This window comes from Hydrogenophaga electricum, assembly GCF_030160815.1.
GTDB lineage: Bacteria > Pseudomonadota > Gammaproteobacteria > Burkholderiales > Burkholderiaceae_C > Hydrogenophaga > Hydrogenophaga electricum.
Genome location: NZ_BSPB01000014.1, coordinates 1 through 22955 on the forward strand (window position 1 = coordinate 1; position 22955 = coordinate 22955).

Consider the following 22955-nt stretch of genomic DNA (forward strand, 5'->3'; position numbering starts at 1 on the left):
ACCTGACCATGGCGTTCTGCGGTCACACGCAGATCGACAACGTCGATGCCTCCGTGCTCCTCCCGGGCACTTTCCCTACCGCCTGAGGCCAGCGTTCGGGGGCGGCTCAGCGACCGATCCGGTCCAGCACGGGTTCAAGCACTTCCCAGTAGTCGGCCAGGTCCGGCCGGCTCATGGGGCTGGTGATGCCAAGCCAGGCATGGCCCTGACGCTCCACCTCGGTCTGGAGATCGGGCGTGACGCTGAGGTGCGTGCCCAGCCCGATGATGGTGGGCGTGTGGTGCACCTGGCGGCAGGCGCTCAGCACCTTGCCGACGATGCGGTGGTTCTGCTCGGCGTCGTCATCGAGCAGGATCACGACCGCTTCGTAGTTCGGCAGAAACGCATGGGTCATGCCCATGGCCAGCCCCTTGCGGGCGTTGGCGACGATGCGCACGCCGCACGGCCCCAGGCCCGGCAGGTCGAGGTAATCGCTTTCCACGTCGAGCGCGTCTTCCGAACTGCCGGCAAACCGGCGGCGGATGAGCGGGCGCGAGGTTTCGCGGGCCAGCCAGTTGATCAGGTCGAACGACACCGCCCGCCGCGCCGGCAGCAGCATCACGCGCGGGTAGGCGCCGCCGGCCGCCGGCATGTCGGGGTCGGACGGTGAGCACAGGCTCAGCCAGACCGAGGCGGGTTCCATCACGTCGCCCATTTCGTGCCGCTCCTTGAGCGCGAACACGCGCTGGGCGAAGTCGGCCGAGGTCTCGGTGGTCTGCACGATGGAGCCGATCCAGGGCCGCATCAGACGGGCCTTGCCGTGGCTGCGGTGGATGACGGTCAGGCCATGGTGGCGCGTGTCCTGGGCCACCCGGGTGACCAGGCGTTCGATGGCCGGCTCCGGCCCTTCGATCCACTGCACGAACCACCCGCACATGTTGAGCAGCGCCACGCGGATGCCATGCCCCTGGTTGTTGGCGATGGCGTGTTCCCGGATGCGCCGCATTTCGTCGAGCGCGGACCCCTTGACCTGGCTGACGCTGGCGTAGATCAGCCGGCCTACAGGCAGCAGCGGCACCTCGTTGCCAGAGTCGGGCCAACGGGTACTTTCGGGTTCATGCTCCGACACGCTCATGGGACAATCGCTCTCGTTCGACGTGCAGCGAGGCGCCCTATTGTGCGCCGCATCTGCCCCCGCTTCAATGGCGGGAATAACCACTTTCACCATCATGTCTTCGGCAGATTCCGACCAAACTGTAGCCCGCCCCACCACCCGCAGCGTGTCGCCCTGGTGGCGCGCCCTGACCATCGTGCTCGTGCTGGCCATGCTGCTGGGCTGGGCCGCCAGCGCCAGCCTGTACGAGCAGCTCAAAGCCCAGATCAGCCACCTGCAAGGTCGTCTGGCGCAGGTGCCGCAGGTGCGCCATGTGAGCGTGCTGCTGGACGCCCAGGGCCTGCCGGCCATGCTGGCCACCATGGACCCGCAGGAAGGCAAGCTGACGCTGCAGCGTCTCAACGACGTCAAGGAAGGGCGCGAGGACAGCATGCAGGTCTGGGCGGTGCCGGCCGAGGGCGCTCCGCGTTCGCTGGGCGTCATCGAAAGCAAATACCGGACGCTGCAGATGCCCGTGGCCGAAGCCGACCTGCAAGGCGTCACCGAACTGGCCATCAGCGCCGAGAACAAGGGCGGCGTGGCGGCGGGTCAACCGCCCAGCCTGCCCTGGCTGTTCAAGGGTTGGCTGGTGCAGAAAAGCCTCTGATCCAGAGCGCATCCCAGCCTTCTCAAGACCAGGCCGGGTCTTGCGGCGTGTGGCAGGCGACCGCCAGTTTGTTGCCATCGGGATCGCGGAAATACGCGCCGTAGTAATCGGGGTGGTAATGGGGCCGCAGGCCCGGCGCCCCTTCACCCGTGCCACCGTGCGCGAGCGCCGCGCCGTACACCGCCCGCACCTGTTCCCGCGAGGTGGCACCGAACGCCACCATCTGGCCATTGCCGGGCTGGTGCGCGGCGCCATCGAAAGGCTGGCCGATCAGGAACAGCGGCCGACCACCTTCAGCAGGTTGCCAGCCGGCCCAGGGGCGGTCGCGCTCGCAGAAGCGGGGCACCAGCCCCAGCGCGGCCATCACCGGGCCGTAGAAGGCGAGCGCACGGTCAAAGTCACTCACCCCGACAAAGACATGCGAAAACATGGTGATGAGGCCTCGCGGGTCGGACCGACGCTCAGCGCAACTCGTACTCGAACGAGCTGACCACCCGCAGCCGCTTGCTGCGCGAGCTGCCGTCGTCGAAGTCGTTGCCGTCGTCGCCGGTGATGCGGATCACGCCCTGGTTGGCGCTCTTGAGCGGCCCCAGTTTTGCCCCGGCTTCGGTGGCGAACTTCTCGGCCTGCTCGCGCGCGTTGCGGGTGGCTTCGGCCAGCAGCGGCGCCTTGATGTCGTTGAAGCCGCGCAACTGGTAACGCGGCCCGGCCGCGCCTTCGCCATCGCCGCTGAACTGCACGCCGGACTGGATCAGCGGGTCCAGCGCCAGCGCGGCCTGCGCCACCTCGGTCACCCGCGCCGAGCGGATCAGCACCTGGCCGCTGCCATTGAAGCGGAACGGCACGTTGCCCTGCGCGTAGTCGCGCGCCAGCAGGTCCTGCACCGCCAGCGGCCGGGCCTCCAGCTCGTCGTCCTTGAAGCCTTGTGCCTTGAGGAACGCCAGCACCTTTTCACGGTCGGCGGCCAGCGCCTGCTGCACGCCCGCGAATTCGTTGCCGGCACGGCGGAAGCTGAGCGTCCAGATGGCGAAGTCGGCCTCCACGTCCTTTTCGGCCAGGCCTTTGACGGCGATGGTGCGGTCGGCCATGCGAAAGCGCTCCAGGCCGCCACTGACAAAAAATCCCGCGACAGCAATGCCGCCGCCCACGATGAGCGCCACGATCAGGCGCGATGCCCCATTGGCCATGAAACGTTCTCCTTGAAAGCCGGCTGGCGGCGCCGTGTCGCCAGCCCGATCGGCGCATCTTAGCCCCCGCACCAGCGTGCCGGCACAGCGCTATGCTTGGCCGCGTGAACCCTGCCACACCCACCCCGCCGGCGTCTCGCCCGCGGCGCATCGCCCACCTCGACATGGACGCTTTCTACGCGTCGGTCGAGCTGCTGCGCTACCCGCAGCTCAAGGGCCTGCCGATGGTGATCGGCGGTGGGCGGCGGCGCGAGACCGAGATGTTCGAACGCCTGCGCGCCGCCTATCCCGAGCGCGAGTGGGGGCCGGACACCCTCGACCGCATCCCGCCCGATTTTTTCCCCCGCCTGAAGGACTACGCCGGCCGGGGCGTGGCCACCACCGCCACCTACGCGGCGCGCCAGTTCGGCGTCGGCTCGGCCATGGGGCTGATGAAAGCGGCCAAGCTGTGCCCCGACGCGATCCTGCTGCCGGTGGACTTCGACGAGGTCAAGCGCCTCTCGCGCCTGTTCAAGCAGACCATCCTGGAGATTGCGCCGGTGATGCAGGACCGTGGCGTGGACGAGGTCTACATCGACTTCACCGACGTGCCCGGCGGGCAGCGCGAAGGCGGGCGCGTGCTGGCGCGGCTGATCCAGAAAAGCATCTTCCAGGCCACGGGCCTGACCTGCTCCATCGGCGTGGCGCCCAACAAGCTGCTGGCCAAGATGGCGAGCGAGTTCCACAAGCCCAACGGCATCAGCATCGTCATGCCGGACGACCTGCAGGCGCTGATCTGGCCCCTGCCCTGCCGCAAGATCAACGGCATCGGGCCCAAGGCCGACGCCAAGCTGCAGGGCTTCGGCATCCACACCATCGGCGAACTGGCGGCGCGCGAACCGCCCTGGCTGATCGCGCATTTCGGCAAGAGCTACGGCGCCTGGCTGCACGAAGCGGCCTGGGGCCGCGACGACCGGCCCGTGGAAACCGAGAGCGAGCCCGTGAGCATGAGCCGCGAAACCACGTTTGACCGCGACCTGCATGCCGTGCGCGACAAGGCCGAGCTCGGCGCCATCTTCACGCGGCTGTGCGAACAGGTGGCGGCCGATCTGCAGCGCAAGGGCTACAGCGGCCGCACCATCGGCATCAAGATCCGCTACGACAACTTCCAGATCGCCACGCGCGACACCACCATCGACCTGGCCACCGCCGACGCGGCCACCATCCGGCGCCAGGCCGGCCTGTGCCTCAAGCGCGTCGATCTGAGCCGCCGCATCCGGCTGCTGGGGGTGCGGGTGGGCAAACTCGTCAAACCCGGGACAGAAAGCCGCACCGAGTCCCCCTACAGTGGGTCCGCGCACACCCGCCCGCCCCGAGACAAGGCCTCCGATGACCACACCGACCTGCTTTTCCCTGAACTGGGTTGACACCCACATCGCCCACCTGGTGCTCAACCGCCCCGAGGCGATGAACACCATGCACCCGACCTTCTGGCGCGAGCTGGACGACCTGCTCACGCAGCTGCACACCGAGGGCAAGGCCCGGGCCCTGGTGATCAGTTCCACCGGCAAGCACTTCAGCGCCGGCATGGCGCTGGAGACCTTTGCCGGGGCGATCCAGATGGACGACCAGAGCCCCGAAGGGCGTGCGGCCATCTTCGACCTGCTGACCGACATGCAGGCGACCTTCACCAAGATCGAGGCGCTGCGCATCCCGGTGATCTTCGCGATCCACGGCGGCTGCATCGGCGGCGCGGTGGACATGGTCACCTGCGGCTGCATCCGCTACGCCAGCGCCGACGCCTTCTTCTGCATCCAGGAAATCAACATCGGCATGGTGGCCGACGTGGGCACGCTGCAGCGCCTGCCCAAGCTGGTGCCTTTCGCCGTGGTCAAGGAACTGGCCTACACCGGCCGCCGCCTGCCGGCGGACCGCGCCGCGCAATACGGGCTGGTCAACGAGGTCTTCGACACCGCCGAAGCCACGCTGGCCGCCGCGCTGCAATGCGCCCGCGAGATCGCCGCCAAGCCGCCCATCGCCATCTGGGGCACCAAGCAGGCGGTGGCCTACGCGCGCGACCACAGCGTGGAAGACAGCCTGCGCCAGATGGGCTGGCTGCAGGGCGCGATCTGGAGCAACGCCCACGTGCGCGAATCCATCACCGCACAGAAGGCGCGGCGCGAGGGCCAGTTCCCGCCGCTGTCGCCCCTGCAATCGTTCAAGACGCTGGGCTGAGCCCAGGCACCGGCAAGGGCAGCGCGCCGGTTCTCAGGCGGCCAGCGTGCTGCGGATTTCGGCGAAGCTGTTGGCCGTCTCAATCAGCGCAATGGGCTGGCCGAGCTGCCGCTCCACCTGCGTCTGCGAGATCACGCCGCGCACCCGCGCACCGTGGCCGTTCCCGGCCTTCTGCACCACGATCAGGTGGCGCCGCCCGACCTGCTTGAGCGTGGCCACCACCTGCGCCACGTTGGCGTGCGACAGGTCTTCCAGACCGATCGCGTCGAGCGCCGCCAGCGGCGCCATGACGTCGGCCACCGTCAGGTCTTCGTAGCGCACCTGGCGCCGGTTGATGACCTGCATCGGCCGTTCGCCTTCGAGGTCGTTGGCCGTGATCAGGCCGTCGACACAGGGCATCGCGCCCACCACGAAGAGCAGCCGCACGCCCTGGTGGATCATGGTCTGACGGGCCTCGGCCAGCGGCATGTCGGGCGCGATGGTGGCGGCGCGCACATGCGTCAGGTCGGTCATCACCGCGCGGCCGGGCGACGACAGCGTCACCGGCACGCCCGTGGGGGGCTGGGCCTGGGCGATGCAGGTGCCCTCGGGGAAATGGAAGGTGTGAAGGGGCTGGGTGTTCACGGCTCACTCGCTTTCTGCAAAGTCACGGAGAACGCACGCACTGCCGGGGCAGTCAGGCCACCCTAGCAGGCCCACCACCGCCTCACAAGAGGCTTTTCCCCCTGCCGCGCCGGCACCCGCGCCGCGCGGTGCGACACTGGCGGGATGAAGATCTTTCTGAACGCCGACCACCACCGCCACGCTGGGCGGCAGGAAATGTTCCGGGGCCGGATGGTGCCCTGCCACGAGGTGCCCGCGCGGCTCGACCACGTGCTGGCCGAACTCGGTCGCCGGCCCCAGGGCGAACTGCTCTCGCCCGCCATCGGCGACGCCACGCTCGACGCGGCCCTGGCCCGCATGCACCACCCGGACTACCTGCAGTTCCTGGCCACCGCCTGGGCCGACTGGGTGGCCATGGACCCGGCCAACGCCGAGCGCGACGTGCTGCCTTCGGTCTGGCCGCTGCCCAACCGCCATGGCTTTCGCACCGACACGTCGCCGGCCAACTTCGCGGCCCGGCTGGGCCTGTACGGCTTCGATGCGGGCTCGCCCCTGATGGCAGGCACCTGGGCCGCCGCGCGCAGCGGCGCAGCCTGCGCGCTGGCTGCCGCGGGCGAGGTGCTCGGCGGCGCCCGCAGCGCCTTTGCGCTCACCCGCCCGCCGGGCCACCACGCCGGCCCCGACTTCTTCGGCGGCTACTGTTTCCTGAACAACGCCGCCCTCGCAGCCCAGGCACTGCGCGACGGCGGTCACCACCGGGTGGCCGTGCTCGACGTGGACTACCACCACGGCAACGGCACACAGACCATCTTCTACGAGCGCGCCGACGTGCTGACGGTGTCGATCCATGGCGACCCGCGCACCGAATACCCGTTTTTCCTCGGCCACGCCGACGAGCGCGGTGCCGGCGCCGGCGAAGGCGCCAACCTCAACCTGCCGCTGCCACGGGGCACCGGTTTTACCGACTGGCGAATGGCACTCGACACGGCCCTGCAGGCCGTGACCAACTTCGGTGCCAGCGCGCTGGTGGTGCCGATGGGCCTGGACACCTTCGAGGGCGATCCCATCTCCGGCTTCCACCTGCGCAGCGCCGACTACGCCACCGTGGGCCAGGCCCTGGCGGGTGCCGGACTGCCCACGGTGTTCACCTTCGAAGGCGGTTATGCGGTCGCCGAAGTAGGCATCAATGCCGTCAACCTGCTCGAAGGCTTCGGCCGCGCCGTCTGATCAGGCCGCCTTCCAGAAGATGTAGTCGGCACGGTAGTTGACGACCTGCTGGCTGCCGGTGTTGCCCGCGCCGCAGGGCGCGGCCGGTGCCACACCGCCCTGCGTGGCCACACGCTGGATGTAGGCCACGCCCTGCATCGCGCCCATGCCCATGGCCGGGTTGGCCTTGACCAGTTGCAGCGGAATGTTGCCGGCGCCCCCCGGTGCCACCGCGAGTTGCGTCGCGGTGAGCTTGGAGCCGTCCATGCTCTCCCAGGTGGCGGGCGGGCCGTAGTACTTGCCCACGGTCTTGCCGGCGCGGTCCATCAGCTTCGCATCGGGGCCAACGAACACCCACTCGAACTGGCCGGCCATGTCCTTCTTGGCGCGGCATTCGTAGGTAATGCGGCCCACCCCCACGGTTTCCATGGCCACCTGGTGGCCGGCCGGCACCTGCACGGCAGCCGGCAGACCGGCCTGCGAAAACGGGGTGGACATGCCGCCCATCGGGCTGGCGCAGGCCGACAGGGCCAGAGCGGCGACGGCGACGGAAGCGGTTTGGAAGAACATGGAGAGACTCCTGTGAAATGGGGGAAAAGACAAGGCAATGGGCAGCGAAGGGCTGGGCGACGGCGGCATCAGGCGCCGAACGACAGCGCCCCGGGCGGCAGCGGGCGGCCCAGCGCGCCGTTCAGCACCGTGAAGTGCATGGTTTCGTCGGCGGCCAGGCGCGCCGCCACCTTGGCCAGCTCGCGATCGCCCAGCGCGGGGATGACGCTCAGGTAGGCGTTGGTGGCGCCCAGCTCCAGCCGGGCCGCCAGGTCCAGCACATCGGCCTGGCCCTTGAGCGCACCCGCGTTCAGCGCCTTGGCGTAGTCGTCCAGCTTCTTTTCGGCCACCGGCGTACCGCCGAGCTTCTGGATGGTGGCGATCAGCGCGTCGCGGTGGGTCTTGTGGTGGCCCTGGAACTGCACGGCCACGTCGAGCACGGGCTTTTGCAGCAGGCCGCTGGCGGCGCCAAGCTGGTAGGCGTTGATCGCCTCGTGCTCCAGGCCCAGGGCCACGTTGAGGATGCCCACATCCTTGGACGTGTCGGCCTTCTGGCCCTGGGCCAGCGCGTCCTTGCCGGCCAGCAGGGCAACCGCGACGGCAGACAGCGTGGCGCCCTGGCCCATGAAGCGGCGGCGCGAAGCAATGGAAGACAGGGGAGCGGTGGTTGTTTGCATGGTGTTTCCTCAGGTCTGAAAGGTTCGTGGGGGTCATCGCCAGCCGCCACAGCGCGCTGGTGTCCCCAATACGCCGGCACCACCGTCCCCGGATTCACAAACACCCAAAAATCGAAGGGGTATTGGTTGCCGGCATCCATCCGGGGCTGCTGTGCGTACCTGCCCATACCCTTTGCCGAATCCCGCGATGCCCGCTCTGACCCACCTTCCCCTGCCCGCCTGGCACCCGCCGGCAGCCACCGCCGCCCTGCGGGCGATGGTGGGTGTGCACCCGTCGGCACGGTGGCGCCGGCCCGAAATGGCCCACAATGCGGCCATGCCCGACGCCACAGACGACCACCTGATCCACCTGATCGGCCGCGTGGCGGCACAGGACGAAGCCGCCCTCAAAGCGCTGTACGACCACACCTCCGGCAAGCTCTACGGTCTGGCCCTGCGCGTCCTGGGCCACGCGGAAGGCGCCGAAGACGCCTTGCAGGAGACCTTTCTGCAGGTGTGGCGCTCGGCGGGCGACTACCAGGCCAGCCTCAGCCCCCCGATGGCCTGGCTCGGCCTGATGGTGCGCAGCCGCTCCCTCGATCTGCTGCGCCGGCGCAAGGCCGAACGCGAACACCTGCGCACGGACCTCGATGACGAGGCCCTGGTCGAGACGCTCGAAGGCGATGCCCCCAACCCGCTGGACACCAGCCTGGCGAGCCAGCAGGCCTGGGCCCTGCACCAGTGCCTGGGCCGGCTGGAACACAAGCAGCGCCAGGTGGTGAACCTGGCCTACCTGCGCGACCTCAGCCACGGCGAACTGGCCCAGCACCTGCAACTGCCGCTGGGCACGGTCAAGACCTGGATCCGGCGCGGGCTCGACCAGTTGCGGGCCTGCATGGCCCGCTTTGCCTGAAGCCGGAGCGGACCATGGACATCCATCGCCACCCCGACCTGCTGGACCGCCTGGCCGCCGCCTACGCGCTGGGCACCCTGCGCGGCGCAGCACGCCGGCGCTTCGAAGCCCTGGCGCGCGAGCGCGCCCCCGTGCGGGCCGCCGCGCTGATCTGGCAGAGCCGCGTCGCCAGCCTCAACGAGCTGCAAGCGCCGGTCGCAGCACCAGCCAGCGTGTGGCCCCGCGTGCACAACCTGGTGCAGGCCGAGCGCGAACGCCAGGCCATGGCCGCCGCGCGCGCCACGCCCACACCGGCACGGCGCAGTTGGTGGTCCAGCCTGCCGTTGTGGCGCGGCGCCGCTGGCGCTGGCGCCCTGGCCACCGTGCTGGCGGTGGTGACCACGGTCGGCGTGAAGAACGATCTGGGCGGCCAGGTGCTCAACCTGCAGGCGCGCCTGGCCGCCACACCCCAGGTGGCCTACGTCGCGGTGCTCAACGACGACAGCGCGCACCCGGCCATGCTGGTCACTTTCGACCCCCAGCGCCAGACGCTGACCCTGCAGCGCGTGGGCGGTTATCAGGAAGCGGCCGACAAGTCGCTGCAGCTCTGGGCCCTGCCGCCGGGCGGCGCGCCCCGCTCGCTCGGTGTGCTGGGGCGCGATCCCCTGCTCCACCTCACGGCCGGCGAAGGCCAGGTGCGCCAGGTGCCGGCGCTGGCCATCAGCCTGGAGCCCCAGGGCGGCGTGCCCGGCGAGGGCGGCCCCACGGGTCCGGTGCTGTTCCAGGGCGCGCTGATCGAAAAAATGCTCTGAGCGCCGCCAGGCTACGCGCCCCGGTCACTGGCGCGCCGTGCGCACATTGGCCGGCGGCAGCTGGGGGTGGCTGGTGCGCCAGGGGTTGATGTCCAGCCCGCCGCGGCGGGTGTAGCGCGCATACACCGACAGCCTGGCCGGCCGGCAGCGCGCCCAGATGTCCATGTAGATGCGTTCGACGCACTGCTCGTGGAATTCGTTGTGGTTGCGAAAGCTCACGATGTACTGCAGCAGCCCGGCCTGATCGATCTGCGGCCCGGTGTAGCTGACCTGCACGCTGCCCCAGTCGGGCTGACCGGTCACCAGGCAGTTGCTTTTGAGCAGGTCGCTGGTGAGGATTTCGGTCACGGGTTTTTCATCCAGCGCGGCCGTCAGCAGGTCGGGCGCGGGCTGGTAGCGCGTGCACTCCACGTCGAGCCGGTCGATCGACAGGCCTTCGAGTTCACGCACCGGCTCGCACTCGAACAGCGGTGGCGTCAGCAGACGCACCCCGGCGCTCGAACGCACCGGCTCGCCGTGCCAGATGGCCGCACTGACGTCGCTGCGAAGGCGATCGCGCACCGCGTCCGCGTGCTCGAAGCGCGTGTTGTTGAAGCTGTTGAGGTAGAGCTTGAACGACTTGCTTTCGACGATGTGCGTGCTTTCGCAGGGAACCGTGATGTGGGCAATGGCCACCTGCGGTTTGCCCCGCGGGTTCAGCCACGACAGCTCGAAGGCCGTCCAGAGATCGGCCCCCAGAAAAGGCACGCTGCCGTGGATACCGATTTCCTGCCGCTTGGGCTCGCGCGGCAACGGAAACAGCAGCGCCGGGTCGTATTGGTCGGCATAGGCCGACGCCTTGCCCAACTGGGATTGTTCGGGGGTGTGCAGGCTCATGAAAAACAGCAGAAGGAAGGGCTCGGGCAGCGCCGGGAATGCGGTGGCGGGGTCAGACGAACACCCGCTCGCGCAGCCACTTGGTGGCGACCCATTTTTCGCCCTCCAGCACCGGCGCGCCGCCGTGCAGCGTGCGGGTGGCCGGGTGGGGACGGTCGTAGCTGAAGAACACCGCGTTGCCGCGCTGCGGCGCCACCTCCAGCCCCACGTCGGGGAAGGTGGTGCCGCCGCCGCGCACCGGCTCGTTCAGGTACATCACCAGGGTGGCCACACGCTGGCCGCCGCGGCGCAGGATGGTGGGGGTGCCGGGTTCGGCGGGATCGAAGTAGTCGTAGTGCGCCTTGTACTCGGCGCCCACGCGGTAGTTGAGCACCTGCATGCCTTCGCCGTTTTCGACCGGCCAGGCCACCAGGCGGGCGATGCGCGCCTCGATGCGTTCGAGCAGCGCGCTTTCACCCCGGTTGAAAAACATCCCGTCGCTGGTGCGGTCGGGGTTGAGCTCTTCGCCACCGGTGCGGGTCTGCACCGTGCGCGAACGCGCCATGCGCGGCTGCGCCGCCTCGATGAGGCCTTCGCACTCCTCGGCACTGAGCAGCCCGCCCAGCACCACGACCCGCGGCAGTTGCAGCGTCGCGAGCACCTCGACCACGCGGTCGCCCAGATCGATCTGGCGCGGCGACCCGCCAAGCCGGACTTCGGGCAAGGGCCCCGGCTCGACGGCCGGGGACAGCGCCCCGGCCTGCACCGGCTGGCTGGGCACAACCGGCACCGGCCGCCCTTCCGTGCGGGTGCGCAGGTGTTCGCTCAGGGTCGCTTCCAGCGCCTGCCCCGCCACGTCCTCACGCCAGCCGGCCGCGATCATGGCCTGCAGCACGGCGTCGGGCGGGAAACCAGCCGACGCCTGCTCGACGATCCACTGGCGCAGCTCCGGGGTGATCGCCTGACTCAAGGTGTCTTTCACGGCAAGCCTCTCAAGCCTTGGCGTCGCGGCGGAACACCAGCCGGTCGGCCTCGGACGCGGCCGGCACAAAGCGGTAACCCTCCCGATCGAAGCTCTGGAGCTGCTCGACCCGGGTGATGCGGTGCTGCACGGCGTGGCGCACCATCAGCCCGCGCGCACGCTTGGCCATGAAACTGATCACCTTGTACGCGTCGCCCTTGCGCTCTTCGAACACGCAGGTCACCACACGCGGCTGCAGCGCGCGGCGGTCGACCGCCTTGAAGTACTCCTCGCTGGCGAGGTTGACCACCACCGGCGTCTTGTCGGCCCGGGCCCGTTGATTGAGGTAGTCGGCGATCCGGGTGCCCCAGAACTGGTAGAGATTCTTGCCCCGGGGCGTGACCAGACGGGTGCCCATCTCCAGCCGGTAGGGCTGCATCCAGTCGAGCGGCCGCAGCACCCCGTAGAGGCCACTGAGAATGCACAGATGCTGCTGCAGCCAGTCGAGTTCGGGCTCGCCCAGCGAACGCGCGTCCAGCCCGCCGTACACGTCGCCATCGAAGGCCAGCACCGCCTGCTTGGCATTGCGGGCCGTGAACTTCGGCCGCCAGGCCTGGTAACGCGCCACATTCAGGCCGGCAAGCTGGTCGGACAGGTCCATCAGCTCGGCCACCTGCTGCGGGCTCTTGTCGCGCAACACGGTGATCAGCTCGGTTGCGTCCTTCACGAACAGCGGCTGGGTGTGGGTGGCCACGTGCGGGGGCGTCTCGTAGTCCAGGGCCTTCGCGGGAGAAATCAGAAACAGCATGTCGGTCGTCAGAAAGCAGGCGCCGCGCCCGGCTCACCCCGGCGAACGGGTGGGCACGGGAGCGGGCAGGGGTTTGGCCACGAGCTGCGACAGCTCGGCAACCAGTTGATTGTGCGCGTCCAGGAATGCCGCAGCGATGACCTTGCCTTCATGGGTATTGCTCCACCCCAGCCCACCCAGGCCGCCGCCCTTGCCGAAAGTCAGCCCGCCCAGCCCGAGGTCGGTGCTGCGCGCGGCGCCGGTGGCGGCCGACAGCTGTTCGGTGGTTTCGTTGTCGGTCAGCAGCAGCACCACCTGCGCCTCCTTGAACTTGACCTGTTCGGCCGCGCCGGCCAGCATGTCCAGCCCGGGAATGCGCGCCAGGATGCCGCCGATCTGCCGGCCCGCATCCTGCTCGGAAAACGTCAGGCTTGGCACCAGCGTGTACTGGGCCACGATACCGCGCCCCTTCTGCACCGTGGTGTCGTCCTGGCGCAGGACACCGTCTTCCTTCAGTTCCTGTTCGCGCACCGTGGCCTTCAGGCCCGAGTGGCGGTCCACCACCCGGAAGCAGCCGCTTTGCTGCATCAGCACCCGCACCAGCGGCAAAGGGGAATTCGGCAGCCCGCCTTGTCCGATGCCCACGTACCCGCCGGGGTTCTCCATGAGCGCGACCACCGCCACCGGCGAGGGACAGGTGCGCAGGTCGGTGGCGGCGTTGTGCGCCCCTTGCGGGCCGGCCGAACCCTGGACCACCGAGCCCCCTTCGCCCAGCTCCACGCCCTGTTTGCCGCAGCCAGCCAGGCCCAGCACCGCACACAGGAGCAGCCCGCACGCCATCCGGAAAGTTGGGGGAACCCAGACCATGTTCAGAGCAGAAGAAAAAAGTGGAGAAGACGGGCACGCCCGCCAGCGGCGCGGAAAGTTTACCCGTGCGGCCCGCGGGCCGCGGTGCCCTGGCGGACAATGCGCCGCGTGAACGCCGATGCCCCCCTGACGATCCTGTACCGCGACGCGCACCTGATCGCCATCCACAAGCCTCCCGGCCTGCTGGTGCACCGCACCGGACTGGACGCGGGCGAAACGCGCTTTGCGGTGCAGTGGCTGCGCGACCAGATCGGCCAGCCGGTCTGGCCGGCGCACAGGCTCGACAAGGGCACCAGCGGCGTGCTGCTGTTCGCGCTGGATGCCGCGACAGCAGGCCAGCTCGGCCGGGCGTTCGAAGCGGGCCAGGGCCTGCAGAAAACCTACCACGCCATCGTGCGCGGCTGGCCGGCCGACGGGGGCCTGATCGACCACCCGCTGCGGCGCATGCCCGACGACATGCGCACCGACCGCGAGGAGGTGCAGGCCGCGCAGACCCGGTTTGCCACGCTGGCGCGCTACGCCCTGCCGCTGCCGTATGGCGGCTTTCCCGCCACGCGCTGCGCGCTGGTCGAACTGCAACCGTTGACCGGCCGCCGGCACCAGTTGCGGCGCCACCTGAAGCACATCGCCCACCCGATCATCGGCGACGCGACGCATGGCAAGGGGCTGCTGAACCGGGCGGTGGCTGCGTGGCTGGGGGTGCAGCGGCTGTGGCTGCATGCGAGCGGGCTGGCGCTGGTGCACCCCGTCAGCGGGCACGCACTGCACATCGAGGCGCCCCGCGACGACGACTGGGCCCGCTGGGCGGGCGCCTGAGCGCTACGCCAGGTCCCCCGCCAGACTGGCCAGCGCCTCCGCCGGCACCTGCACATGCGCCGGGTAGTGCGTGTGGTCGCAGCCGAGCTTGACGGCAGCGCCAGCGCGGATGGCGGCGCGCATCGCGGGCGTGAACTCGAACCGCAGGAAATGCACGGCGCTGGTCTTTTCCGCGGTTTCGCGGTCCAGGTCTTCGTCGGCGATGGCGTAGACCCGCTGGTGGCCCTCGACCTCGACAAACATGCGGTCCTCCACGCCGATCAGGCGCGCGAGTTCGCGCTGGCGCTCGGGGATGTCGGTGTACGCGATCATCATCGTCGCCTTCCAGTTGCTGCCGTCGGGCACCAGCGGCGCGTAAGCCTCGATTTCGCTCTGGATGCCTTCTTCCTCGAAGATCTTTTCGATGCGCAGCATCTCCTGGATCTGGTAGCGCATGGTCGTTTCGGACTCGAAGTTCAGCGTGATGTGCTCGCCCAGATGCACGGTACGCCGTTTGCGGTGCGCCATGACCTCGGCCTTATGCACTTTGCGCCACTTGCTGTAGGCCTCCAGGCTCATCAGGCTGTCGGCGGTGATGTGTCCGGTCAGTTGCATGGTGTGGTCCTTCATGGTTTTGCCGCCGGGCCGCCCCAAGGCAAAACGCGCCCCCATGGGGGGCAGCGACCCGCGCAGCGGTGGAGCGTGGGGTCACTTCAGTCCATAGGCCTTGCGGACCAGGGTCAGCGGGTGGTTCAGCTCGGGCGCGCCGTGGCCGTTCACCTCAAAGCCTTGCGCGATGTGGTGCCCGCCGAGCGGGCAGTCGGAGCTGATGTAGTCGGGTTGGCTGCCGTCCTTCATGGTGGCCATGGCCTTGAACACCGGCTTGCCGATCTTCATGGCCTGCTGGTGCGAGCCCTTCTTGACACCGAAGGTGCCGGCGTGGCCCGAGCAGCGTTCGATGGTGTTCACCGTGGTGGCCGGGACCATCTTGAGCATCTCTTCGGTCTTGCGGCCGATGTTCTGCACCCGGCCGTGGCAGGGGATCTGGTAGCTGATGTTGCCCAGCTTCTGCGGAAACTCGGTCTTCAGAAGACCATCGCGCTTGCGCGCCATCAGGTACTCGAACGGGTCCCACATGTGTTCCTTGACGAGCTGCGTGTCGGCGTCGTCGGGGAACATCAGCGGGAGTTCCTGCTTGAACATCAGCGCGCAGCTCGGCACGGCGGCGAGGATGGCGTAGCCGTCGCGGGCGTACTTCGCCAGCACCGGAATGTTGGCCTCTTTGCTGGCCTGCACCGAGTCCAGGTCGCCCAGCTCCAGCTTGGGCATGCCGCAGCACTTTTCCTTCTCGACCAGGGTGTAGGGGATGTGATTGTGGTCGAGGATCTTGAGCAGGTCCAGGCCGATACCGGGTTCGTTGTGGTTGATGTAGCAGGTGGAGAAGATCGCCACCTTGCCCGGCGTCTTCTCGCCGTCCACCACCTGGGTGGCCTTCGCGTCCGGTGCGGCCCAGCGGAAGCGTTGGGTCGCCAGATCGGGCAGCCAGGCGTCCTTGTCCACGCCCATCACGTTTTCCATCACGCCGCGAGCGGCCTTGGTCCGGTTCACCGCGTTGACCACCTGCACCACGATCGGAATGCCGGCGAACTGGCCATGCACGTCGGTGGAGGCGAGCAGCTTCTCGCTGGTCTTGACCTCACCCTTCTTGAACTTGATCGCCTTGGCCCGCAGCATGGTGTGCGGGAAGTCCAGATTCCATTCGTGCGGCGGGGTGTACGGGCACTTGGTCATGTAGCAGAGGTCGCACATGTAGCACTGGTCCACCACCTTCCAGTAGTCCTGCTTGGCGACGCCATCGACCTCCATGGTCGCGCTATCGTCCACCAGATCGAACAGGGTCGGGAACGAGCCGCACAGGCTCACGCAGCGGCGGCAACCGTGGCAGATGTCGAAGATGCGCTCCAGCTCGTGGAAGCACTTCGCTTCGTCGTAGAAATCGGGGCTCTGCCAATCCAGCGGGTGGCGCGTCGGCGCCTGCAGGTTGCCTTCGGTGGCCATGTCTCGGGTCCTCGTCTGTGCGGGCTGGCTCGTGGTTTTTTGAAAGCGCTCGGCAAAGCGCATTCAAAACGGCGCCCGGAGCGAAAGGCTCCCCTTCCAGGGACACCGCGGAACCGGCTTTGCCGGGCCGCAGGTGTCGTCCCCCTGTCAGGGGGAAGCCGCGTCAGCGGCGCAGGGGGTGACCCGTTCAGTCCACCAGCTCGTTCAGGGCTTTCTGGTAGCGGTTCGCGTGCGAGCGTTCGGCCTTGGCCAGGGTCTCGAACCAGTCGGCGATTTCGTCGAAACCTTCTTCGCGCGCGGTCTTGGCCATGCCGGGGTACATGTCGGTGTACTCGTGGGTTTCGCCGGCCACGGCGGACGCCAGGTTCTGGCGCGTGTTGCCAATGGGCAGGCCGGTGGCCGGATCGCCCGACTGCTCCAGAAACTCCAGATGCCCATGTGCGTGACCGGTCTCGCCTTCGGCGGTGGAGCGGAACAGCGCCGCCACGTCGTTCTGGCCCTCCACGTCGGCCTTGTTGGCGAAGTACAGGTAGCGGCGGTTGGCCTGGGATTCGCCGGAGAAGGCGTCCTTCAGGCACTGTTCGGTTTTGGAACCTTTGAGCGCGGACATGGGGGTCTCCTTGTGGTGTATCGTGGGTGATCGACCGACCAGCAGGCGCCAAACGGGTGGCGCGCCCCGTCGAGTCGGCCTCCAACATACCCCCGTCGCCGGGCAGCGTCTAATTGTTCGACGCTATGCATCACATTGCCCCCGCCTATCGCCCGCCGCCCCGGGTACACACGGCAGAGGCACGGCGGAGACCCTGCCGGTGGCCGGGTTTCGATCCCCGGATACCATTCCGTTTGGTTAAATGCATTACGCATTGAAGAACAGGAGACGCCATGAATACCCCCCTGCCCCCACCCGCCCCGGTTCAGCAGTTGCACCACTACGCCTACCGGGCCCGCGACGCCGAAGAAACGCGGCATTTCTACGAGGACATCCTGGGCCTGCCGCTGTACCACATCATCCAGAGCGACTACGTGCCCAGCACGGGCGAGTACTGCCCGTACACGCACTTCTTCTTCCGTCTGCAGGACGGTTCGTTCATTGCCTTCTTCGACCTGGGCGACGACGTGGCGGCCGAGCCGTCGCCGAACACGCCGAAGTGGGTGAACCACATCAGCTTCCGCGTGAACACGGTGCAGGAACTGGAGAACACGAAAGCGCGGTTGCAGGCGCACGGCATCGAGGTGTTGGGCGTGACCGACCACCACATCTTCAAGAGCATCTATTTCTTTGATCCGAACGGCATCCGGCTGGAGCTGACGGCGCAGCTGGCGGACGAGTTCCAGATGCTGCAGGAGAGCAAGACGGCGCATGTGCGGCTGGCGGAGTGGAATGCGCGCAAGGAACAGTGGCGCCAGGAGCGGGCGTCGGGTCAATCTTCTGTACCGCTGAAGCCGCAGGCGAATGATCGGCCGGAGTTTGTGCCTCCCTCCGCCTGAGTTCGGCTTGGTCGGTGCTGGCGTTGGCGCAGTTCCGTGTGGTGAGGGCTGGGGCGACCGGCTCCGCTCGTGTCCCCCGCCAGCGGCTGCGCCGCTGGCTCCTCCTTTTACCTCGCTGCGCCGGTCACCCCAGCCCTCACCACACTCGTTGGCGCGCCAACATCAAGCACCCGCAATGCCTCAGGCCGGAAGTGATGGGTGTACTGTGCAGCGAAGTAAAGGAGGAGGCCCGGCGCAGCCGGGCCGGGGGACATGAGCGGAACAGTGCACCCGTCGCTTCCGAGCCCGCGAGGTCGATGAGAGAAAACAGACAACAGACAGAGCACCCGGAGACTGCAGATGAACGAGAACAGCTACAAACAAGCCGCCCACACCAACAGCTACGAGTTCACCCAAGGCAGCGGCTACCAACTGCCCGAGTACCCCTTTGTCCCCCCGCCCGAACTCGGCGAAACACGCACCAGAAGGCACCCCATCGTCATCGTCGGCGGCGGCATCACCGGCCTGACCCTCGCGTGCTCCCTGGCGAACCTGGGCGTGCCCGCCATCCTGCTCGACGAAGACAACACCGTCGGCGTCAAGGGCGCCTCCTCGCGCGGCATCTGCTACACCCAGAAATCGCTCGAAATCTTCCAGCGCCTCGGCATCTACGAGCGCATCGCCGCCAAGGGCATCCAGTGGAGTGTGGGCCGCACCTTCGCCGGCGACGACGAGGTCTACAGTTTCGACCTGCGCCAGCAAGGCGCCTACAACCTCTCGCAGCAGCCACCCTTCATCAACATCCAGCAGTTCTACATCGAAGGCTTTCTGGTCGAGCGCATCGCCGAACTCGGCCATATCGAGCTGCGCTGGCAGAACCGGCTGATGGCCTTCGAGCAGGGCGCGGACACCGCCACCCTGACCGTCGAGAGCCCGGCGGGGCGCTACACCATCGAGGCCGACCATGTCATCGACGCCACCGGCTCGAACAGCCCGCTGCGCCAATGGCTGCAAGTGCCCTTCACCGCCAAACGCGGCGACGACCGCTGGTGCATCGCCGACGTGCGCTTCACGAAACACCCGCCGGTCGAGCGCCACACCTGGGTCGAAGCACCCTTCAACGACAACCGCGCCGTCTGGCAGCACCTGATGGCCGACGATGTCTGGCGCATCGACTACCAGATGGCGCCCGACAGCGACCCGGCCTACGTGAGCCGCGAAGACGTGGTGCGCGAGCGCCTGACACGCCAGTTCGGCCCCGACACCGAGGTGCAGATCGTCTGGGTCGGCCCTTATGCCTACCGCAGCGAGTGCGTGCACCGGATGCGTGAGGGCCGCGTGTTCTTCATGGGCGACTCGGCCAAAGTGGTCAGCCCCTTCGGCGCACGCGGCGGCAATACCGGGGTGTCCGACGCGGACAACCTGGCCTGGAAACTCGCCGCCGTGCAGCGCGGCCGAGCCCACCCTGCGCTGCTGGACAGCTACGGCGACGAGCGCCTCGAAGCCGCGCAGCAGAACGTGCTGGTGACCAGCCGCACCGCGCGCTTCCTGCGCCCGGCCGACGGTGTGGAACGCCTGTTCCGCCACGCCGCCATCGGCCTGGCGAAAAAGTACCCGTTCGCCCGCACCTTGATGAACACCGGCCGCATGGCGGTGGCCAACCCCTACAGCCGCTCGCGCGCTTGCAGCTACGCCGAAGGATCGGCTGCGGGGCAGTCGGTGCAGAACGTGGCGCTGCGCTGGGCCGACGGCGCGACCGGTTGCGCCAACGACCTGCTCCGGTGGGCCGGTGGTGACCTGCTCCTGCTGGCCTTCGGGCCCCTGACCCGGGCCGACCTGGGCCGGCTGAAAACGCTGACCTCCGGTGCGCCGCTTCGTGCGGTGCAGGTAGCGGCCGGGCGCGAACGCGCTCAGGCCGCCGAACATGTGCGCGACCCCGAAGGCCATCTGCGCGCGGCCTGCCAGGTCCTCCCCACCGGCTGGGCGCTGGTCCGGCCCGACGGCTACCTGGCCGCCACCGGCGCCCGCATCGACGGCCGACTGATCGCCGCACTCGAACGTTCACTCGGCCTGCGCTGAGTCCCCTGGAGACCTGCATGAACACCACCCCGAACTTCCAAGACGCCGACGGTTTCTACGAGCGCCTGCTCGACGCCCACCAGGGCCTGTCGCGCGAGCAGTCCGAACTGCTCAACGCCCGCCTGATCCTGCTGCTGGCCAACCAGGTCGGCAACGCCCAGGTGCTGGCCCACTGCATCGACGCAGCGCGCGAGGCGGTCGAATAAAATCGGGGGTTTCCCGAGCACACCCTGACGGCGCCCTGCGGGGCGCCGTTGCACTTTTGGTCCCACCATGTCCGACACCCTGCAGCAACCCGGTCTGAACAGCCTGTCCAAGTCCTTCGAGCCCGCCGCGCTCGAAGCCCACTGGGGCCCCGAGTGGGAAAAGCGGGGCTACGGCGTCGCAGGCTTCCGGGGCACCGGCGTACCGCAGGCCGAAACGCCCTCGTTCGCCATCCAGCTGCCGCCACCCAACGTGACCGGCACGCTGCACATGGGCCACGCGTTCAACCAGACCATCATGGACTCGCTGACGCGCTATCACCGCATGAGCGGCTTCAACACCGTCTGGGTGCCAGGCACCGACCACGCCGGCATCGCCACCCAGATCGTGGTGGAGCGCCAGTTGCAGGAACAGGGCATCAGCCGCCACGACATGGGCCCCACCCCGCCCGAAGCGCGCAAGAACTTCGTCGCCAAGGTCTGGGAATGGAAGGAAAAGAGCGGCAACACCATCACCACCCAGATGCGCCGCATGGGCGACAGCGTGGACTGGAGCCGCGAGTACTTCACCATGGACGACAAGCTGTCCACCGTGGTGACCGAGACCTTCGTGCGCCTGTACGAACAGGGCCTGATCTACCGCGGCAAGCGCCTGGTGAGCTGGGACCCGATCCTCAAGTCCGCCGTGTCCGACCTGGAGGTGGAGAGCGAGGAGGAAGACGGCCACCTCTGGCACATCCGTTACCCGGTGGACGGCAGCGCCGAATCGCTGGTGGTGGCCACCACCCGGCCCGAAACCATGCTGGGTGACACCGCCGTCATGGTGCATCCGGAGGACGAGCGCTACACCCACCTGATCGGCAAACAGGTCAAGCTGCCCATCACCGGCCGTCTGGTGCCCGTGATCGCCGACGCCTACGTGGACAAGGCCTTCGGCACCGGTGTGGTCAAGGTCACGCCCGCGCACGACCAGAACGACTACCAGGTTGGCCTGCGCCATGGTCTCCCGATGCTGACCATCTTCGACCTGTCGGCCAAGGTCTGCTGCGACGAGGCCGACGACATTCCCGATGCCTATGTCGGTCTGGACCGCTTCGTCGCGCGCAAGCAGATCGTGGCGCAGCTCGAAGCCGAAGGCCTGCTGGTCGAGATCAAGAAACACAAGCTCATGGTGCCGCGTTGCGCACGCACCGGCCAGGTGATCGAGCCCATGCTGACCGACCAGTGGTTCGTCGCCATGAGCAAGGTCAGCGACCAGGACCCGACCGGCAAGAGCATCGCCCAGAAGGCCATCGACGCCGTGCAGTCGGGCCAGGTGCGCTTCGTGCCCGAAAACTGGGTCAACACCTACAACCAGTGGATGAACAACATCCAGGACTGGTGCATCAGCCGCCAGCTCTGGTGGGGCCACCAGATTCCCGCCTGGTACGACAAGGACGGCAAGGTCTACGTGGCCCGCAACCAGGAGGAAGCCCAGCTGCAAGCCGGTGCCGACGTCGAACTGACGCGCGACGCCGACGTGCTCGACACCTGGTACTCCTCGGCCCTGGTGCCGTTCTCGTCGCTGGGCTGGCCGCAGGCACTGGAAGACGACGACACCCTCAAGGACTACGACCTCTACCTGCCCTCGACCGTGCTCGTCACGGGTTACGACATCATCTTCTTCTGGGTCGCCCGGATGATCATGATGACCACGCACTTCACCGGCCGCGTGCCGTTCAAGGACGTCTACATCCACGGCCTGGTGCGCGACGCGCAGGGCCAGAAAATGAGCAAGTCCGAAGGCAACGTGCTCGACCCGGTGGACCTGATCGACGGCATCTCGCTCGCCCCGCTGCTGGACAAACGCACGACAGGTCTGCGCAAGCCCGAGACCGCGCCCAAGGTGCGCAAGCAGACCGAGAAGGAATTCCCCGACGGCATCCCGGCCTACGGCGCCGACGCCCTGCGCTTCACCTTCGCGGCACTCGCCTCGCTGGGCCGCAGCATCAACTTCGACAGCAAGCGCTGCGAGGGTTACCGCAACTTCTGCAACAAGCTCTGGAACGCCACCCGCTTCGTGCTGATGAACTGCGAGGGCCAGGACTGCGGCCTGATGGAACACACCAAGGCCGACTGCGCCGTGGGAGGCAAGGCGCATGGCTACATGAGCTTCAGCCACGCCGACCGCTGGATCGTCTCGCGCCTGCAGCGTGTCGAGGCCGAGGTGGCGCAAGGCTTCGCGGAGTACCGCCTGGACAACGTGGCCAACGCCATCTACGACTTCGTCTGGAACGAGTTCTGCGACTGGTACCTGGAAATCGCCAAGGTGCAGATCCAGACCGGCAATGAAGCGCAGCAGCGCGCCACCCGCCGCACCCTGATCCGCACGCTGGAAACCATCCTCCGCCTGGCGCACCCGATCACGCCCTTCATCACCGAAGAGCTGTGGCAGAAGGTCGCGCCCGTGGCCGGCCGCTGGCCGGCCACATCCGATGACACCGGCCGCGTCGGCGCATCGGTCAGCATCGCCGCCTACCCGGTCAGCCAGCCCGAACGCATCGACGAAAACGCCGAGGCCCAGGTCGCCAAGCTCAAGAGTCTGGTGGACGCCTGCCGCACACTGCGTGGTGAACTGAACGTCTCGCCGGCCACCCGCCTGCCGATGTACGTGGTCGGCGATGCCGACTTCATGCGCGCCAACGCTGCCGTGCTGCAGGGCCTGGCCAAGCTGGCGGAGGTCAAGGTGTTCGACGACGAGGCCGCCTGGGCCGCTGCAGCGCAGGCCGCCCCCGTGGCCGTGGTCGGCGAAGCGCGCCTGTGCCTGTTCATGGAAATCGACGTTGCCGCCGAAAAGGCCCGCCTGGCCAAGGAAGCAACCCGACTGGAAGGCGAGATCGCCAAGGCCAGCGGCAAGCTGTCCAACGAAGCCTTCGTGGCCAAGGCGCCGCCGGCCGTGATCGAGCAGGAAAAGAAGCGCGTCGCCGACTTCAGCGCCACGCTGGTCAAGGTGCGCGAACAGTTGAGTCGGTTGGGCTGAGCATCG

24 protein-coding genes are annotated in these 22955 nt (G+C 68.1%); 11 read left to right on the top strand and 13 right to left on the bottom strand.

Annotated elements, in window-relative coordinates; all coding sequences use genetic code 11:
* Positions 1-106 precede the first annotated feature (106 nt).
* Positions 107-1114, bottom strand: a complete 1008-nt coding sequence (locus QQK43_RS10410) for a BLUF domain-containing protein (protein WP_234266141.1) — start codon at positions 1112-1114, stop codon at positions 107-109.
* Positions 1115-1208: 94 nt separating this feature from the next.
* On the opposite strand from QQK43_RS10410, the gene QQK43_RS10415 reads away from it, so the two are divergent.
* Positions 1209-1739, top strand: coding sequence for an anti-sigma factor domain-containing protein (locus tag QQK43_RS10415; protein ID WP_284307707.1), 531 nt, complete (start codon positions 1209-1211; stop codon positions 1737-1739).
* Between the two features lie 22 nt (positions 1740-1761).
* Here QQK43_RS10415 and QQK43_RS10420 read toward each other — a convergent pair whose 3' ends face one another.
* Positions 1762-2169, bottom strand: a complete 408-nt coding sequence (locus tag QQK43_RS10420; RefSeq protein WP_284307708.1) for a VOC family protein — start codon at positions 2167-2169, stop codon at positions 1762-1764.
* Between the two features lie 31 nt (positions 2170-2200).
* Positions 2201-2926, bottom strand: coding sequence for an SIMPL domain-containing protein (locus QQK43_RS10425; RefSeq protein ID WP_234266144.1), 726 nt, complete (start codon positions 2924-2926; stop codon positions 2201-2203).
* Between the two features lie 164 nt (positions 2927-3090).
* On the opposite strand from QQK43_RS10425, the gene QQK43_RS10430 reads away from it, so the two are divergent.
* Both QQK43_RS10430 and QQK43_RS10435 read left to right on the top strand, forming a co-directional pair.
* Positions 3091-4332, top strand: coding sequence for a Y-family DNA polymerase (locus QQK43_RS10430; RefSeq protein WP_370465259.1), 1242 nt, complete (start codon positions 3091-3093; stop codon positions 4330-4332).
* Positions 4295-5140, top strand: a complete 846-nt coding sequence (locus tag QQK43_RS10435; protein ID WP_284307710.1) for an enoyl-CoA hydratase-related protein — start codon at positions 4295-4297, stop codon at positions 5138-5140. The genes QQK43_RS10430 and QQK43_RS10435 overlap by 38 nt, the downstream gene beginning before the upstream one ends.
* Before the next feature lie 33 nt (positions 5141-5173).
* Here the strand turns inward: QQK43_RS10435 and QQK43_RS10440 are convergent, their stop codons facing one another.
* Positions 5174-5764, bottom strand: a complete 591-nt coding sequence (locus QQK43_RS10440) for a CBS domain-containing protein (protein WP_284307711.1) — start codon at positions 5762-5764, stop codon at positions 5174-5176.
* 144 nt (positions 5765-5908) lie between these two features.
* On the opposite strand from QQK43_RS10440, the gene QQK43_RS10445 reads away from it, so the two are divergent.
* Positions 5909-6970 (top strand): histone deacetylase family protein, encoded by a 1062-nt coding sequence (locus QQK43_RS10445; protein WP_284307712.1) that lies wholly within the window; start codon positions 5909-5911, stop codon positions 6968-6970.
* Here QQK43_RS10445 and QQK43_RS10450 read toward each other — a convergent pair whose 3' ends face one another.
* Entirely contained in the window at positions 6971-7519 is a 549-nt protein-coding gene (locus QQK43_RS10450) for a DUF3455 domain-containing protein (protein WP_234266149.1), read from the bottom strand.
* A gap of 68 nt (positions 7520-7587) precedes the next feature.
* On the bottom strand, positions 7588-8175 hold the full coding sequence (locus tag QQK43_RS10455; RefSeq protein ID WP_234266150.1) for a ferritin-like domain-containing protein: 588 nt from the start codon (positions 8173-8175) through the stop codon (positions 7588-7590).
* A 316-nt stretch (positions 8176-8491) separates the two neighbouring features.
* Between QQK43_RS10455 and QQK43_RS10460 the strand changes: the two genes are divergently transcribed.
* The gene (locus QQK43_RS10460; RefSeq protein ID WP_284307713.1) at positions 8492-9067 is read left to right on the top strand and encodes a sigma-70 family RNA polymerase sigma factor; all 576 of its coding nucleotides are present in this window, start codon (positions 8492-8494) and stop codon (positions 9065-9067) included.
* 14 nt (positions 9068-9081) lie between these two features.
* The gene (locus QQK43_RS10465) at positions 9082-9858 is read left to right on the top strand and encodes an anti-sigma factor (protein WP_234266151.1); all 777 of its coding nucleotides are present in this window, start codon (positions 9082-9084) and stop codon (positions 9856-9858) included.
* Positions 9859-9882: 24 nt separating this feature from the next.
* Here QQK43_RS10465 and queF read toward each other — a convergent pair whose 3' ends face one another.
* From queF to QQK43_RS10485, 4 genes are read right to left on the bottom strand one after another with little or no spacing between them, the layout of a single operon-like run.
* A complete protein-coding gene (gene queF, locus QQK43_RS10470; RefSeq protein WP_284307777.1) occupies positions 9883-10728 on the bottom strand; it encodes an NADPH-dependent 7-cyano-7-deazaguanine reductase QueF in 846 nt (281 codons plus the stop codon).
* A 58-nt stretch (positions 10729-10786) separates the two neighbouring features.
* Entirely contained in the window at positions 10787-11695 is a 909-nt protein-coding gene (locus tag QQK43_RS10475; protein WP_284307714.1) for a 2OG-Fe(II) oxygenase, read from the bottom strand.
* A gap of 10 nt (positions 11696-11705) precedes the next feature.
* Positions 11706-12482: a peroxide stress protein YaaA gene (gene yaaA / locus QQK43_RS10480; protein ID WP_284307715.1), complete on the bottom strand. Its 777-nt coding sequence runs from the start codon at positions 12480-12482 to the stop codon at positions 11706-11708.
* A 33-nt stretch (positions 12483-12515) separates the two neighbouring features.
* On the bottom strand, positions 12516-13301 hold the full coding sequence (locus QQK43_RS10485) for a CsgG/HfaB family protein (RefSeq protein ID WP_284307716.1): 786 nt from the start codon (positions 13299-13301) through the stop codon (positions 12516-12518).
* A 135-nt stretch (positions 13302-13436) separates the two neighbouring features.
* Between QQK43_RS10485 and QQK43_RS10490 the strand changes: the two genes are divergently transcribed.
* Positions 13437-14144 (top strand): pseudouridine synthase, encoded by a 708-nt coding sequence (locus QQK43_RS10490; RefSeq protein WP_284307717.1) that lies wholly within the window; start codon positions 13437-13439, stop codon positions 14142-14144.
* A gap of 3 nt (positions 14145-14147) precedes the next feature.
* On the opposite strand, the gene QQK43_RS10495 is transcribed toward QQK43_RS10490, so the two are convergent.
* The 3 genes from QQK43_RS10495 to QQK43_RS10505 all read right to left on the bottom strand — a co-directional run bounded on the left by QQK43_RS10495 (position 14148) and on the right by QQK43_RS10505 (position 16791).
* Complete coding sequence (locus QQK43_RS10495) at positions 14148-14738, bottom strand: DUF3501 family protein (protein WP_284307718.1); 591 nt, start codon at positions 14736-14738, stop codon at positions 14148-14150.
* A gap of 93 nt (positions 14739-14831) precedes the next feature.
* Positions 14832-16181 carry a (Fe-S)-binding protein gene (locus tag QQK43_RS10500; protein WP_284307719.1) on the bottom strand — a complete coding sequence of 450 codons (1350 nt, stop codon included), beginning with the start codon at positions 16179-16181 and terminating at the stop codon, positions 14832-14834.
* Positions 16182-16368: 187 nt separating this feature from the next.
* Entirely contained in the window at positions 16369-16791 is a 423-nt protein-coding gene (locus QQK43_RS10505) for a rubrerythrin family protein (RefSeq protein ID WP_234266158.1), read from the bottom strand.
* Positions 16792-17063: 272 nt separating this feature from the next.
* Between QQK43_RS10505 and QQK43_RS10510 the strand changes: the two genes are divergently transcribed.
* The 4 genes from QQK43_RS10510 to QQK43_RS10525 all read left to right on the top strand — a co-directional run bounded on the left by QQK43_RS10510 (position 17064) and on the right by QQK43_RS10525 (position 22949).
* Positions 17064-17669 carry a VOC family protein gene (locus QQK43_RS10510; protein WP_234266159.1) on the top strand — a complete coding sequence of 202 codons (606 nt, stop codon included), beginning with the start codon at positions 17064-17066 and terminating at the stop codon, positions 17667-17669.
* Positions 17670-18008: 339 nt separating this feature from the next.
* Positions 18009-19727 (top strand): FAD-dependent monooxygenase, encoded by a 1719-nt coding sequence (locus tag QQK43_RS10515; RefSeq protein ID WP_284307720.1) that lies wholly within the window; start codon positions 18009-18011, stop codon positions 19725-19727.
* A gap of 17 nt (positions 19728-19744) precedes the next feature.
* Positions 19745-19933: a DUF2783 domain-containing protein gene (locus tag QQK43_RS10520; RefSeq protein WP_234266161.1), complete on the top strand. Its 189-nt coding sequence runs from the start codon at positions 19745-19747 to the stop codon at positions 19931-19933.
* Positions 19934-20000: 67 nt separating this feature from the next.
* Positions 20001-22949: a valine--tRNA ligase gene (locus QQK43_RS10525; RefSeq protein ID WP_284307721.1), complete on the top strand. Its 2949-nt coding sequence runs from the start codon at positions 20001-20003 to the stop codon at positions 22947-22949.
* Positions 22950-22955 lie beyond the last annotated feature (6 nt).